General features: G+C 72.1%; 15 protein-coding genes. 3 read left to right on the top strand and 12 right to left on the bottom strand.

Going from position 1 to position 13,315, the window contains the following annotated elements; all coding sequences use genetic code 11:
- Positions 1-5: 5 nt before the first annotated feature.
- A complete protein-coding gene (locus P3T35_RS20130; RefSeq protein WP_101382760.1) occupies positions 6-860 on the top strand; it encodes a helix-turn-helix transcriptional regulator in 855 nt (284 codons plus the stop codon).
- 62 nt (positions 861-922) lie between these two features.
- Here P3T35_RS20130 and P3T35_RS20125 read toward each other — a convergent pair whose 3' ends face one another.
- A complete protein-coding gene (locus P3T35_RS20125; RefSeq protein ID WP_180356635.1) occupies positions 923-1,426 on the bottom strand; it encodes a VCBS repeat-containing protein in 504 nt (167 codons plus the stop codon).
- A gap of 130 nt (positions 1,427-1,556) precedes the next feature.
- Between P3T35_RS20125 and P3T35_RS20120 the strand changes: the two genes are divergently transcribed.
- Positions 1,557-1,922 carry a hypothetical protein gene (locus tag P3T35_RS20120; protein WP_180356634.1) on the top strand — a complete coding sequence of 122 codons (366 nt, stop codon included), beginning with the start codon at positions 1,557-1,559 and terminating at the stop codon, positions 1,920-1,922.
- A 226-nt stretch (positions 1,923-2,148) separates the two neighbouring features.
- On the opposite strand, the gene P3T35_RS20115 is transcribed toward P3T35_RS20120, so the two are convergent.
- Complete coding sequence (locus tag P3T35_RS20115; RefSeq protein ID WP_280707093.1) at positions 2,149-2,703, bottom strand: AAA family ATPase; 555 nt, start codon at positions 2,701-2,703, stop codon at positions 2,149-2,151.
- A gap of 134 nt (positions 2,704-2,837) precedes the next feature.
- On the opposite strand from P3T35_RS20115, the gene P3T35_RS20110 reads away from it, so the two are divergent.
- Positions 2,838-4,418: an MFS transporter gene (locus tag P3T35_RS20110; RefSeq protein ID WP_101382757.1), complete on the top strand. Its 1,581-nt coding sequence runs from the start codon at positions 2,838-2,840 to the stop codon at positions 4,416-4,418.
- A gap of 40 nt (positions 4,419-4,458) precedes the next feature.
- On the opposite strand, the gene P3T35_RS20105 is transcribed toward P3T35_RS20110, so the two are convergent.
- From P3T35_RS20105 to P3T35_RS20060, 10 genes are all read right to left on the bottom strand, one after another.
- On the bottom strand, positions 4,459-5,427 hold the full coding sequence (locus P3T35_RS20105; RefSeq protein WP_280707200.1) for a YhjD/YihY/BrkB family envelope integrity protein: 969 nt from the start codon (positions 5,425-5,427) through the stop codon (positions 4,459-4,461).
- A 248-nt stretch (positions 5,428-5,675) separates the two neighbouring features.
- Positions 5,676-6,131 carry an I66 family serine proteinase inhibitor gene (locus P3T35_RS20100; RefSeq protein ID WP_101382755.1) on the bottom strand — a complete coding sequence of 152 codons (456 nt, stop codon included), beginning with the start codon at positions 6,129-6,131 and terminating at the stop codon, positions 5,676-5,678.
- 197 nt (positions 6,132-6,328) lie between these two features.
- A complete protein-coding gene (locus P3T35_RS20095; RefSeq protein WP_101382754.1) occupies positions 6,329-7,276 on the bottom strand; it encodes a caspase family protein in 948 nt (315 codons plus the stop codon).
- The gene (locus P3T35_RS20090; RefSeq protein WP_141633736.1) at positions 7,273-7,641 is read right to left on the bottom strand and encodes a hypothetical protein; all 369 of its coding nucleotides are present in this window, start codon (positions 7,639-7,641) and stop codon (positions 7,273-7,275) included. Before P3T35_RS20090 ends, P3T35_RS20095 begins: the two co-directional genes overlap by 4 nt.
- A 78-nt stretch (positions 7,642-7,719) precedes the next feature.
- Complete coding sequence (locus P3T35_RS20085) at positions 7,720-8,958, bottom strand: hypothetical protein (protein WP_101382752.1); 1,239 nt, start codon at positions 8,956-8,958, stop codon at positions 7,720-7,722.
- Positions 8,959-8,972: 14 nt separating this feature from the next.
- Complete coding sequence (locus P3T35_RS20080; RefSeq protein WP_101382751.1) at positions 8,973-10,202, bottom strand: hypothetical protein; 1,230 nt, start codon at positions 10,200-10,202, stop codon at positions 8,973-8,975.
- A 174-nt stretch (positions 10,203-10,376) separates the two neighbouring features.
- Positions 10,377-11,060, bottom strand: a complete 684-nt coding sequence (locus P3T35_RS20075) for a phosphonatase-like hydrolase (protein ID WP_101382750.1) — start codon at positions 11,058-11,060, stop codon at positions 10,377-10,379.
- Positions 11,061-11,234: 174 nt separating this feature from the next.
- Positions 11,235-11,747, bottom strand: a complete 513-nt coding sequence (locus P3T35_RS20070; protein ID WP_180356632.1) for a pyridoxamine 5'-phosphate oxidase family protein — start codon at positions 11,745-11,747, stop codon at positions 11,235-11,237.
- A gap of 270 nt (positions 11,748-12,017) precedes the next feature.
- A complete protein-coding gene (locus P3T35_RS20065; protein WP_101382748.1) occupies positions 12,018-12,638 on the bottom strand; it encodes a phosphatase PAP2 family protein in 621 nt (206 codons plus the stop codon).
- Positions 12,638-13,312, bottom strand: a complete 675-nt coding sequence (locus tag P3T35_RS20060) for a DedA family protein (protein ID WP_101382747.1) — start codon at positions 13,310-13,312, stop codon at positions 12,638-12,640. The genes P3T35_RS20065 and P3T35_RS20060 overlap by 1 nt, the downstream gene beginning before the upstream one ends.
- Between the last annotated feature and the right edge of the window lie 3 nt (positions 13,313-13,315).

The following is a 13,315-nucleotide window of genomic DNA, read 5'->3' as shown; positions in this document are numbered from 1 at the left end:
TGGGTATGGCGACGACGGAATTCGGGCGGGCGGTGCGGCGCTGGCGGGATCGGGTGCCGCCGGACGCGGTCGGGCTGCCCACGGGTGGGCAGCGGCGGGCGGCGGGGCTGCGGCGCGAGGAGCTGGCGCTGCTGGCCGGGATCTCCGTGGACTACGTGACCCGGCTGGAGCAGGGCCGGGCCGCGCACCCGTCGGCGCAGGTGGTCGAGGCGCTGGCGCGGGCGTTGCGGTTGGCGGAGGCCGAGCGCGCGCACCTGTTCCGGCTGGCCGGGCTGGCACCGCCCGGGCCGGACACCGTGCCCGCGCACCTCACCCCGAGCGTGCAGCGGATCCTGGACCGGCTCACCGGGACGCCCGCCGCGGTCTATGACGCGGCCTGGACGCTGCTGCTGGCCAACCCGGGCTACGCGGCGCTGATGGGCGATCCGTCCGGCTGGCGGGGCAAGATGCGCAACGGGGTCTGGCGGCAGTTCCTCGGCCCCGGCATCCGGGCTCGGCGCACCCCGCAGGCCCAAGCGGCGTTCGAGGCCGCGCTGGTCGCCGATCTGCGCACGGCGGCCGAACGCTACCCGGCAGACCAGCGGTTGCGCGCCCTGGTGGCCGAACTGCGGGCCGGCAGCGAGCGGTTCGTCGAGCTGTGGGACTCCGGTGCGGTCGGCCGCCATGAGACGTCGGCCAAGACCATCGACCACCCGCAGGTGGGCGCGATCACGCTGGACTGCGACATGCTCACGGTGGCCGGCAGCGACATGCACATCATGGTCTACACCGCCGAGCCGGGCACCGAGGACGCCGAACGCCTCGCCCTGGCCATGGTGTTGGGCACGCAGTCGCTGGTCGACCAGCCCGGCAGCGCGTGATCCCCCGCCCCGCCGAAGACGCCGGCGGGACGGAGGAAACTGGTGCACTGCCTGCTGAACGGTCAGACGCCGGCGGCGACCTGGCCCCAGTCGATCCAGCCCGGGTTGCGCACGTCTTCGCCGCCGTTGTTCATGAACGCGTTGGTCGGACCGTTGGTGACCAGGTAGTCCGCCAGACCGTCACCGTTCCAGTCCGCGAAGTCCACCAGGTTCTGGTTGGTGGTCACACCCGAGGCGATCTTCGACCGCAGCGTCCAACCACCGTGCCCGTCACCACCGTTGTTCACATACACCGTCACCGAGCCGTCCGGATTGAGGACCACGTCGTCCGCCCGGCCGTCACCATCCCAATCCGCAAACTGCACCCGGGACTTGTCCGTCGTCAGACCCGTCGCCACCACACCGTCATCCACCCAGCCACCGTGACCGTCACCACCACGGTTCAACCACACATGCACCGAACCGTCATCGTTCACCACGATGAGGACCGCGCCGCCGAGCCGCGGATCAGCTCGGTCGGGGGCGGCTACCTCCTGCGGGTCGCGGACGGCGAGCTGGACACCCATGACTTCACCGCCGCGCTGTGCCGGGCGCGCACCGCCTACCTGGCGCAGGACTGGCCCGCCGTCAGCGCGGCCGCCGGCCGGGCCATCGCCCTCTGGCGCGGCCGCCCGCTGGGCGCTGACCGTGCGCGCCATGGTCGAGCTGCTCGCTGTGAAGGAGGACCGGCTGAACCACCTGGAGTACGACGACCTGAGCGTGCGCCGCTCGCTGCGCATCGGCTACCAGGCGCTGACGAGCTCCGACCTGCTCCGGGACCGGGACGCCGCGCTGGCTCTGCGCCGCCTGGGGCAGCTGAGCCGCACCCACTACGAGGCACCGCTGGTCGCCCGGCTGATGGCGGTCGACCAGCGCCGGGCCGTTGCGGCACTCGACCGGCTGCACGACGCGGCACTCATCGAGGAGACGGATCTCGGCCGGTACGAACTGCACCATTTGGTCCGGGATTTCGCCCGGGAGACCGGACGCCGTCACCACGCGGAGCCCTTGGCGAATTTCTGACGGCCACACCCGGCGCTGCAATCGACACTGCAGCCGACACGCCGACCCAAAAGGGACAGTCATCTCGAATTGCGGACCAGTCGCACTCGCGGCCGCATTTCTCCATCAACTCCCGAAACCAACCGAGGCGTTCCCGAAATTACCTTCGCCAGCCGCTCTCACTTCTATGCTTGCGCAAGCGGGCAAATGATTTCAAGGGTGCCGGGATGTGCCCCGGACGGAGCGATCAGCCGCGCGGCCGGCGCGGCGCGCGGAGCACCGCGGCCAGGGCCATGACGTCCACCGGACCGCTGGTGTCCACCCGGTGCACCTCCCCCAGGGCGAGCGGCCGGGCGCCCTGTTCCCAGAGCTCCCAGTCGCCGGGGTGGCTGCCCTCGCGCTCGGGGTGGATCGGGTGCCGCTCGGCCATCCGGTCAATGAACCTGCGACGCGCCATTACCGGCTGGACGTCACACCAGATCTCATGCACCGTACGGGCGTTGGCACGGCGCAGGCCGGCCGCGACGACCGGACGCAGGTGGGCGAGGAACGGGGCGTCCAGCACGGCGCCGGCGGGGGCGTCCGCGAGCAGCGTCCAGAGGGTCTCGCCGGCCGCCGCGCCGAGCGAACGGCTCCACTCGTGATCCGTCGCACCTGGCGGCCGGGCGGGAGCGAGGATGTCGGCGAGGGTCTCCTTGACGGCATCCTTGCTGAACAGCGGCAACTCGAGCTCGGCGGCCAACTGGCGTGCCAGCGTGGTCTTTCCGGCGCCGGGCAGGCCGTTGACCAGGACGGTGAGCACGTGGTGACTCCAAATGGCGGTACGGAGGGCCGCGCACGCCACCCGTTCTGCGGGGTGGTACGTGCGGACATACGGTGGCAGTGAATCACGAGGCACTCGCCACCAACCCGGCATGACCGAACGGAGATCGGGTGATGGGCCGTTGGAAGGCGCTAGCCGTGCTCGGCACGGCTCAGTTCCTGATGGTGCTCGACACCGCGGTGATGAACGTGTCGATCAGCCAACTGGTGCACGACTTCCACACCGACGTCACCACGATTCAGGCCATCATCACGCTCTATGCCCTGGTGATGGCCGCTTTCATGATCACCGGAGGCAAGCTCGGCGACGTACTGGGACGCCGTCGTGCCTTCGGCATCGGCCTGGTGGTCTACGGGGTCGGCTCCCTGCTGACCGCGGTCGCGCCGGTCCTGTGGGTGCTGGCGCTCGGGTGGTCGGTCATCGAGGGGCTCGGCGCGGCAGTCGTGCTGCCGGCGCTGGCCGCCCTGGTGGCCGGCTGCTACCAGGGGCGGGACCGGGCCATCGCCTATGGCGTGATCGGCGGGATGTCGGGGGTCGGCATCGCGGTCGGCCCGCTGCTCGGCGGCTGGGTGACCACCTACCTCACCTGGCGCCTGGTGTTCGCCGGCGAAGCGGTGGTGGTCGTGGTGCTCCTGTCGTTGCTGCGCTGGATCGCCGTCCCAGCGGAGGCCGGACGCCGGATCCAGCTGGACGGCGTGGGAGCCGGCCTGTCCGCGGCCGGACTCGCCCTGGTGGTGCTGGGCGTCCTGCAGAGCAGCAGCTGGGGGCTGCTGCATCCGCGCAACTCGCCGTTCACCATCTTCGGGTTCTCACCGACCCTGTTCGTCATCGCGGCCGGCGGAGTGCTCCTCGCCCTGTTCACCAGCTGGGAGCGGCGCCGGGAGAAGCACGGGCTGATGCCGCTGGTCCGGCTGTCGCTGCTGCGGATCGCACCGCTGCGCGCCGGACTGGTCATGCTGCTGACGCAGAGCTTGATCCTGCTCGGGTTGTTCTTCGTGATCCCGCTGTACCTGCAGGTGGTGCAGGGGTTCAACGCGTTCGAGACCGGGCTGCGGCTCCTGCCCGTCTCGATCACCATGCTGGTCGCGGCGCTGGGCGGCTCGTCGCTGGCCCGGGTCGCCTCGCCGCGGCTGCTGGTGCGCTGCGGGCTGGTGGTCATGCTGGCCGCGATCTGCTGGCTGCTGGCGACCATCCGGCCGCAGATCGACGACCTCCAGTTCGCGCTGGCGATGGCGCTGCTCGGTTTGGGGATGGGGCTGCTGGCCTCGCAGCTGGGCAACGTCGTGCAGTCCAGCGTCGGCGAGGAGGCCCGCAGCGAGGCCGGCGGGCTGCAGAACACGGCGCAGCAGTTCGGCTCCTCGCTGGGCACCGCGCTCATCGGGGCGATCCTGATCGGGGCCCTCGCGGGCGCCTTCAACCGGAACATCGCCGCCAACCCGCAGATCTCCGACGCGGTGCGCGAGCAGACCGGGGTGGCGGTGGAGAGCGGGGTGAATTTCGTGCCCACGGACCAGGTCAGTGCCGGGCTCGCCAAGGCGGGTGTCCCGGCCGACCAGGCCCAGCATGTGGTGGACGCCTACGCGGCAGCGCAGCTCGGCGGCCTGAAGGTCGCCATCCTGACGGCGGGCGGGATCACCCTCGGTGGCCTGGCATTCACCCGGCGACTGCCGGCGGAACGCCTCCGGGCCGGCTGAGACACGCCTTCGGACCGGTCGCCACCCGGCGCTCGGCCGGTCAGGAGTCGGGCGGGTCCTGGCGTGGGCGTCGGCGGGTTCGCTGCCGCGCCGTCCGCCAGTGCTCCTTCATCTGGCTCTGCAGGACCGCCCACTGGCGTCGGACCTCGTCGTCCGGCGGGCGTTCGCCCTGGCGGATGCGCTCCAGCTCGTCCCACATCTCCCGGCCGAGCACGGCCGAACCGACCACCACCACCATGCTGCCGAACAGAAAGGTGATCATCGCGAAGACCGCACCGACCGGCCCGTAGCGGGTGGCGTACGAGCTGAACAGGTGAGGCAGGTAGACGGACGAACCCACCGAGTAGACCGCCCCCAGGACGGCCCCGACCAGGCCGAACGGCACCAGGTCCCGCCAGCCGATCCGCCCGGCCGACAGCACGGTCCCGCTCCAGATCAGGAAGACCGCCGTGAGCGGCGCCTGGCAGATGTTCGCCGCCAGTTCGAAGGGCCGGCGACCGAGGACGGCGTGCACCGAGCTCGAGAGCCCGATGTAGCACGTCAGTCCCAGGATCCACCACAGACCGTTCCTGGTGTTGCGCACACCGAGCGGCGCCAGCTCCCAGGTCTGTTCGAGCAAGCGCTGCGCCGCCCGCTCGAAGCTCAGCGCCGAGAGCACCAGGAAGAAGACGCTGAGCAGGTTGATGCCCGCGTCCACGCCGCCGCCGAAGAGGCTCCGGACGGCTTCGGCTCCCCCGCCGCTCAGGTTGTAGCGGTTGATGAGGCGCTGCGCCGCGTCCGGCCCGCCGAGGTGCCGCAGGAGCGAGGCCAGCAGCACCGCCAGCGGAATCAGCGCCGTGAGTCCACTGGACGCCAGAGCCATCGAGCGGTCGAAGCCGACGATCCGCTGGAACCGGTTCAGCACGCGCAGCGCGAAGGCGGGGCGCAGCCAGAAGGTCAGCGTCCGCACCAGGTACTCGCGGCTGAACAGGCTCGTCTGCGTCTCCGTTCCGGCGGCCCGGCTCCTCACCAACGGCCGGAGCGTAGCCCGGCCGTTGGTGAGGAGCCGGGATGGCGCGCCTGACAGCCCATCGGACGGGTGGCACAGCCCACCGGCGGCGGATGGCGGCAAGCGCCGGGCGCCGGGCGCCGGGGTCAGCGGACCGGCCCGGCCGCGAACGACGGACGACGGCGGCCCGCGGCGAACGGCGGGGTCGGTAGACCGGCTCGGCGGCGGACGACGGCACGACGGCCGGGGAACGGAGTCGGATGCCGGACTCAGTAGACCGGCTCGGCCGCGAACACGGCCGGCACGTCGGCGTCGGCCACCACGGCCCTGCCGCGCCCGATCGGAGCGCTCAGTCCGACGGTCCGGCCGCGGACCGCGTGCACCCGGAAGACCGCCGCGTCCGGCTTGAGCCCCTGCGCCTCGATCTCGCTATCCGGCAACGGGCTTATGCTCCACAACTCGTAGGCCGGGAAGACCGGAGGCTCGCTCGGCACCACGATCAGCGTCCGCACGGCGATCGGCGTCATGCCGTCGCCAACGGGCAGCACCCACCCGCAGCTTCGGTCCTGCGCCTCGATGGTGTAACGGCCCAGGTGTTCCCAGTAGTTGAAGAGCCAGACCGCCGGCTCGGCGAGCTGATCCCCGCTCACCGCCGCCGTGCTGTCGACCACGACCACAGGCCGGTCTCCAACCCACAAGCGGTAGCGGCCACGTGAGATCCCCATGTGATCCCTCCCGGTTCGACCGCCGGCCACGCCGACCGGCGGCAACCAGCCTCCAGGGGGCGCGCGTCGGGGGCAACAGGAAACGGAATGACATCATCCTTTCGTGTGCTCTTAGTGAAAACCTATGTAAGAGCCCACGGGCGACACGCCAACTCACCTGGTGAGGTAGATCGGTGACGTTACATCAGATTTCTCCCTCATCCTCTCTGTGCAGCAACCCACTTGGCCCACTCCAGCCCCTGCCTGAGCTCCACCGTGTCCGGGTCGCCCGGCCCGAGGTGGCGTTCGGCGTCCGCGACGATCGCCGTGAACAGGGCGACGGCCTGCGCCGGGCGGCCGGGACGGTCGGCGCGGGCGGTACGGACGGCGAAGCGGGCTCGGGCGCGCAGGCCTTCACGGGTGTGGGCGGTGCCATGGGCGGGGTTGCGGGCCAGGGCGAGGTCGGCGCTGGTGTGGGTGACGCGGTGGCAGGGGTTGGGCGCGCTGGTGCGGCGGGGCATGCCGGGCGGCACCTGGCCCAGCGCGATCTCGGTGTGCCGGTGGAGCAGCGGCAGATCGAGGTGGGCGGGGCCGTCCGGCACCCCGTCGCGCAGCAGGGCGAGAAGGGCGTCGGCGAAGAGCGTGGTGCGCAGGGCGGGCGGCGCGAGCGCCTTGCGCGTACGGTCGGCGGCCGTCAGCACGCTGACGTCACCGGCTGCCGGCAGGTCCAGGGCGAGGCCGGCGAAGCAGCAGTCCAGCCAGGCGAGCCGGTGCCTGGCCCGGCTCTGCTGCAGCAACTCCAGTACCTGCTGGGCGGGCAGGGCGGTGGTCGCGGCGTGCGCCTGGTCGGTGTCGGGCAGCGCGAAGTGCACCCTGCCGCCGTCCAGCACGCCGTGGCCCGCGTAGTAGAAGAGCAGCAGGTCGGCGGTGTCGGCGGCGGCCTCGCGCAGCGGCCCGAGAACCTCGTTGGCATCACGTGGATCGTGGATCCGGGTGATCCGGTCCCAGCGGAGCAGGCCGCGCGGGGCACTCAGTGCGTCGGCCAACTCGTCCACCGAGGGCTGGGCTTGGGGCAGCGCGTCCAGACCGGGATCGTGGAACTCCGCGACCGAGACCAGCACCGCGCGCGAGCGCAGCGGATCGGGCAGCAGGGCGGGCCAGCTCACCCCTGCTCGTCAGGGTCCAGGAAGCCTTCGAGGCGGTCCAGCAGGGTGTTGGCGTCAGCGACGCTGTCGGTGTCCAGCTTGAGTTCGGCGCCGTCCGGGCGGTGCAGGGTCAGCGACACCTTGCCGCCCTTGCGCAGCCGGGCGGTGAGCCAGAGCGTGAGCGGGGACAGCACCAGTGGGCCGAGCTCGGTGGCGTAGCGGACGGCGTCGGCCACGCCGCCCTGCTCGCCCGGCGCGGGCGGGACCAGCCGGAGCTCGGTCCGGCCGCGCAGAGCGGCGTCCTGGCTGAGGAAGTCGCGCAGGTCGCGGACGTCGGCGTCGAACTCCTCGGGGTCGCCGTCGAAGGCGATGGTGTACTGGTCCATGGGTGTCTCCAGACGGTTCCGACGATGCGTCAGCGAAACGATGCGTCAGAATCCAAACGATGCGTCAGAACCTATGTGTCAGAAGGCGGGCAGATGCGGCTCGGGGCTGGTCGGGGCCGGCGCCGGCCCGCCACCCGCGGCGGGGGCGGCGGCAGCCAGGAAGCGGTCGTCGAAGAGCCGGCGGTGGGTCGGCACCTGGTACGGCAGCCGCAGCAGGGCGACGGCCCGCTCCGGGGCTGCGAGCGAGCTGACGGTCTGCTCGACCCAGCCGTAGTGGCCGGCGGGCAGACCCTGGTGATGGGTGGCCGGGAGCGGAGTGAGGTTGAGGCCGGCCACGTTGGCGTGCACGACCGGCAGTTCGGCGGGTGGCACGGGCAGCGCGACGGCCCCGGCCGCACCCGCGAGCAGGCCTGCGGGGACGGCCGGGCCGGTGCCGAGCAGGGTGGCGCGCAGGCGGAAGGCCGGGGCGCTGAGCCGGGGCAGCGCGGCCTCCAGGGCGGCCGCCGCCCGGGCGGCGGCGGGGTCGCCGGGCAGGACCTGCGGCCAGGGCGGGGCGGTGTGGCCGGGTGTGGCGAGTCGGCGGTATTCGGCTGCGTAGCGCGCGAGTTCGGCGATTTCGGCGGGGCCGAGCTGGACCGGTTCAAGGGCGACGGAGAGGACCACCGGCTGGTCGGCGCCGGCCAGGGCCGCCCAGAGCGGTTCCCAACTGACGGACGACGGCTCCAGGTCGGCGGCGAGGACCGCGTAGCGGCGGTCGGTGTCGGGGCGTTGCAGGGCTAGGGCGGTGAGTCGGGGCCGGACTTCGGCGGCCTCGATCGTGGCGGGCCCCGTGGCGGGCCCGGCGGCGCCGGGCCCAGCGCCGTGCGCGGCTGCCGGGCCCGCGGTGGACGCGGCCACTGGCGCGAGCGGCGGGTTGAGCACCGCCAGCAGCTCGGCCTGGTCGGTGATCGGCCGGGCCGCGACATGGCCGGGCAGCGCGGCCAGCCGCTCGCGCAGCGCCAGGGCGGCGGTGTGCGCGGCGGCCGGGGTGGCTGCGGCGACCTGGCCGAGCAGCACGCACCGCAGTAGCCCGCTGCCCGGCTCGCTCAGGTAGCGCAGGTCCAGGCGGCTCGCCTCGCCGGGGCGGCACTGGCGCTGCAGCCAGGCGAGCTCGGCCCGCACCGCTTCGGCGATGCGCTGCTCCTCGGTGACGTCCGCATAGCCGCGGTGCTCGGCCAGCCCCTGGGCGGGGGCCAGCCGGAGCCCGGCCCAGGCCCAGCTGCCCGCGTCGGTGGAGTGCAGCAGCACGCCGTCAGGGCCTGACGAGGCGTCGACCATCCGTTACGCCTCCGTCAGCCGTTGTGGCCGTGGTGGTGCGAGTCGTGGCTCGGCGGCGACGACGCGGGCGGCTCGGGAGCGGGAGCAGGGGCAGGAGAAGGAGCAGGGGCGGCGGGCGGCTGGTCCTGGGGGAGGTGCTGGTGACCGTGGTGCGGATCGCCGTGCCCGCCGTGGTGCGGCGCGACCGGGCCCGGGATCGGTGCCTGGGCGGGGGGCTGGAAGGACGGCGGGGTGGTCGGGCCGTCCGCGCCCGGCACCGTGAACGCCGCGGCCGCGCCCGACGACGGGTCCTGCCAGGTGGCCTGCCCCGGGTACTGGCCCCGGGTCTGCCCCGGGATCGGCGCGGCGGTGGCCCGGGTGAGCGGCCCGGCGGCGGGGCCGCTGTCGGTGATGACGGAGCTGGCCTGCCGGTACTCGGCCTGCGGCGGCAGGCCGCTGCCGAAGCCGAACTCGACGCCGACCACCTGCTGCTCCAGCGCGGTCACCAGGCCCTCGCGGCAGAGCGCGTGCACCGCCTCGCGCATCGCCCGCACGTTCTCGGTGCGCAGCATCGCCCACGCCAGGTCGGCCTTTCCGAAGATGCTGCCGAGGGCGTCGCCGAGGAAGCGCGCGATCAGCCGCCAGCCGCGCCGGCTGCGCCACATCTGCCAGCCCAGGTAGAGGCTGGTGCCGTAGCGGAAGACCGAGATCACGGCCTCGCAGTCGCCGTTGCTGAGCGCCAGCCGGCTGTTGAGCTGGCCGTTGGCGTGACCGGTCGCCAGGCGGCGGTAGTTGACGCCCAGCGGGAAGCCGCGCTGGGCCGCCACTCCGCAGATCTTGTGATAGGTGGACTGGACGTCCTGCTCACTGCGGTCGTGCAGCAGGACCCGCCACTCGGCGATCGGCTCGGTGAGCTTGGAGCAGAGCAGCACCAGCCAGAAGACCAGTGGGACGTCGAAGAGCATCACGAACAGGAACGTCGGGTCGGGCCCGCTGCTACCGCCCTCCCCGTACATCGGGTTTCCGTAGGACGGCCCGGAGCCGGAGCTGCTGAACAGCGTGAAGAGCAGGATCGGGAACTGGACCAGGGCCGCGATGAAGGCGACCAGGGCCGCGCGGCTCCAGAGCCTGAGGACGGTCTGCCCGGAGACCCGGTCGTCGAGGACCGTCTCGACGGGCTCGTGCCGAAGGGTCTTGTCCAGGTAGGCGCTGTTGCCGTCGCCGCCCACCCAACCGGGGATGGGTAGGGCTCCGCCGTTGAGCATCGGTCTCCCCCGAGTTGTCGAACCATGCCGACCGGCACTGCCGGCCGCCGACTGCGCTGAGCATCGTGGCACAACACGGAGGGTGTGTCACTTCCAGTGACGAAAGCCGACGATGACGTTGCGCCGGGCGGTGGCACGGCTCGATGCCACCACCCGGCAGCGCGGCTCAGCGGCTCAGCGCGCGCCCAGCAGTCCGGGCAGCTCGGCGATCGAGGCCAGCACATGGGTGGCACCGTCGGCCCGCAGCCGCTCGGCGCCGTGCGCACCGGTGAGCACCCCGGCGACCACGGCGGCGCCGGCGCGGGTGCCGGTGAGCATGTCGTAGCCGGTGTCGCCGACCACCGCGACCTCGCGCACCGAGTCGGTCTCGGTGCGCAGCAGCGCGGTGAGGGCGAGGTCGGGGTAGGGGCGGCCGCGACCGGCGTCGGCGGGGCAGAGGGTCAGGTCGGCGATCTGCTGCCAGCCGAGCGCCGTCAGGATGCGGTCCTGGGTGGCCCGCGAGAAGCCGGTGGTGAGGACCACCGTGCGACCCTGGGCGCGCAGCTCGGTGATGGCCTCGGCGGCGCCGGGGATCGCCGCGCAGTGCCCGGCCTCGACCAGGTCGTGGTAGGCCTGCTCGAACGCCCGGTTGGCGCGCTGGGCCCGCTCCTCGTTGCCGAAGAGGTGCCGGAAGACGGAGATCTTGGACTCCCCCATGGTGGCCCGGACATGGGCGAGCATCGGCTCGTGCTCGGGGCTGCCGGGCTCGACGCCGAGGGCCAGCGCGGCCGCGTTGAAGGCCTGCTCGACCAGGCCGTCGTCGGCCACGGTGGTCCCGGCCATGTCCAGTACGACCAGGCGAATGTCGGAGATGCTCATCTGTGGGGTGCCTTTGCGGGTTGGTGGTGCCGGAGTGCAGGTCGAACCGACGCCCACCCGCACGGCGACAACGCTGCGCGGCCCAGGTGACGGCAGGGTTGCCGGACGGCGACCAGCACAGTAACAATCACCAAGTTGTACAGACAACAACCCCGCTCATCATGGACAACTGGACTACCGCACCACCTCCGCCCGCAGGTAGTTGCGGCGGCCGAAGTGCGGCTCGTCCACCGCGGTGAGCTCCGCCACCTCGAAGCGGTAGAGCGCCGCCGCCCCGCCGCCCGCCAGGAACTGCTCGCGTATCTCGGGCGTCTGGGCGAAGCTCGGATAGCGCTTCTGATAGGCCGTCAGCGCGGCCTCGGCATGGTGCCCCCAGGCCTCGCCGGCCCGCCCGGCGAGCTGCAGCCCGCGCAGCTGCTCACCGAAGGCCGGCGGGGGCAGGAAGACCGTCGCGGCGGCCCGGGCCTGCTCGGACAGGTGGATGCTGTGCCTGGTGGAGCGCTCACTGACGAAATAGAGCACCAGGTCGTCGTCGTACGCGTAGAAGGCGAGATTGGCGTGCGGCCCGTGCTCGGGCCCGGCGGTGGCCAAGGTGAGCACCATGGACTCGGCCAGCAGGCCCTCCACTCCCTGGCGCAGCTCCTCGGCGGGCCAGTCTCCCTGGAGGACATCGAGACGGTACGGCATGGCGTTGGTCCCTTCGACACACGATGCGCACCCGAGCCGATGCGCAACCGCTGGAGGCGGTTTCATGCTGCTCCTGCCGCCAGGGCCGCACAAGGGGACTTCCATGCCTGTGGATAACCCACCGGTTGTGGACGAATCCGCAGGCGCCGAAAGCAGCGCGAGGCCGGACCGACCATGCGGTCGATCCGGCCTCGCACTCGAGAACTCGCAGAGAACCCGCGCCTGAGAAAACAGGCGAACAAGACGAAGAAGGCACAGGGCCCGAGAGCGTCAGGCCGTCGCCGGCCCTGCCCCAAGGAACGGCCCCAGCGCGCCGCCCCGCAGCCGCTCCACCAGCGGCGCCAGCCGTCCCGCGAACGCCCCCAGCACCGCACCGGCCACGATGCCGACCACCAGGCCGACCACCACGTCATGCGGGTAGTGCACGCCGATCCAGACCCGGGACGCCCCCATCAGCACGGCGAACAGCATCGCCACCCAGCCGAGCCGCCGGTAGGCGAAGAGCAGCGCGGTCGCGGCCGCGAAGGCGATCACCGAGTGGTTGCTCGGGAACGACCAGTCCCCGACCCCGGGGCAGGTCTCCACAGTGACCGTGTGCAGCTGCTGGCACGGCCGCACCTCGTGGACCAGGCTCTTCAGCACCGAGTTGGCCAGGTAGGCGACCACCACGATGACCGGCGCGGCGAGCACCCGGGCCATCACCACCGAGTCGGCCCGGCGCGCCTGCCACCAGGCCCAGAGCATGAACAGGGCGAAGAGGCCGAGGCCGAGGTTCGACCAGACGTCGATCGTCTTGTCGAGCCAGTGCGGGGTGTCCTGGGCCCAGCCGGTGACGGTGGTGTAGAAGCCGCCGTCGATGCCGCTGCCGTCATAGGCGAGGAGTTCGGTCATCAGGCGTCACCACCCTGGCGGGCGGCCTTGCGGGCGCGGAGCATTTCGAGAGCAATCGGGATCACGGAGACAACTACTACCAGACCAATGATCGGCAACAAGTACTTGTCGATACTGGGAACGGACGATCCGAGCGCGTACCCGGCGAGCACCACACCGACCGACCAGACCAGGCCGCCGAGCACCTGCCAGAGGGCGAAGGTGCGCTGCGGCACCTCCAGGACGCCGGCCATCGGGTTGAGCACGGTGCGCACCACGGGGATGAACCGGGCCAGCACGATGGCCTTGGCGTGTCCGTACTGCGCCAGCAGCTCCTCGGCCCGCGCGACGCCCTGCTTCAGCGCCTTGCGCTCGCTGCGGGCCAGCAGCGCCCGGCCGCCGCGCTTGCCGATCAGATAGCCGACCTGCGCACCGGCCAGCGCGCCGACCACCGCGGACAGCAGCACCTGCCAGAGCACCAGGTGCGGACCACTGTGCGTACCGGAGACGCAGAGCAGGCCGGCGGTGAAGAGCAGCGAGTCGCCGGGCAGCATGAACCCGACCAGCAGGCCGGTCTCGGCGAACAGGACGACGGCGATCCCGAGGGCCCCGAATGCGGACAACACCGACGATGCGTCGAGGATGTTGACCGCGAGCACGGAGGAGGCAGCGAGCACGTTTGGCGGACCTCTCATACT

The sequence above is a fragment of the Kitasatospora sp. GP30 genome (genome assembly GCF_029892145.1).
Taxonomy (GTDB): Bacteria; Actinomycetota; Actinomycetes; order Streptomycetales; family Streptomycetaceae; genus Kitasatospora; species Kitasatospora acidiphila.
The sequence above is the reverse complement of the archived record's forward strand: the minus strand, read 5'-3'. Positions and strand labels throughout refer to the sequence as shown.

What these genes read in the sequence shown, in the direction of transcription:
- P3T35_RS20120 (WP_180356634.1), top strand. Translation starts at nt 1,557, where the DNA reads ATGGTCGAGCTGCTCGCTGTGAAGGAGGACCGGCTGAACCACCTGGAG.
- P3T35_RS20130 (WP_101382760.1), top strand. Translation starts at nt 6, where the DNA reads ATGGCGACGACGGAATTCGGGCGGGCGGTGCGGCGCTGGCGGGATCGG.
- P3T35_RS20075 (WP_101382750.1), bottom strand. Translation starts at nt 11,060, where the DNA reads ATGAGCATCTCCGACATTCGCCTGGTCGTACTGGACATGGCCGGGACC.
- P3T35_RS20065 (WP_101382748.1), bottom strand. Translation starts at nt 12,638, where the DNA reads ATGACCGAACTCCTCGCCTATGACGGCAGCGGCATCGACGGCGGCTTC.
- P3T35_RS20070 (WP_180356632.1), bottom strand. Translation starts at nt 11,747, where the DNA reads ATGCCGTACCGTCTCGATGTCCTCCAGGGAGACTGGCCCGCCGAGGAG.
- P3T35_RS20110 (WP_101382757.1), top strand. Translation starts at nt 2,838, where the DNA reads ATGGGCCGTTGGAAGGCGCTAGCCGTGCTCGGCACGGCTCAGTTCCTG.
- P3T35_RS20085 (WP_101382752.1), bottom strand. Translation starts at nt 8,958, where the DNA reads ATGGTCGACGCCTCGTCAGGCCCTGACGGCGTGCTGCTGCACTCCACC.
- P3T35_RS20060 (WP_101382747.1), bottom strand. Translation starts at nt 13,312, where the DNA reads ATGAGAGGTCCGCCAAACGTGCTCGCTGCCTCCTCCGTGCTCGCGGTC.
- P3T35_RS20090 (WP_141633736.1), bottom strand. Translation starts at nt 7,641, where the DNA reads ATGGACCAGTACACCATCGCCTTCGACGGCGACCCCGAGGAGTTCGAC.
- P3T35_RS20125 (WP_180356635.1), bottom strand. Translation starts at nt 1,426, where the DNA reads ATGGGTGTCCAGCTCGCCGTCCGCGACCCGCAGGAGGTAGCCGCCCCC.
- P3T35_RS20080 (WP_101382751.1), bottom strand. Translation starts at nt 10,202, where the DNA reads ATGCTCAACGGCGGAGCCCTACCCATCCCCGGTTGGGTGGGCGGCGAC.
- P3T35_RS20100 (WP_101382755.1), bottom strand. Translation starts at nt 6,131, where the DNA reads ATGGGGATCTCACGTGGCCGCTACCGCTTGTGGGTTGGAGACCGGCCT.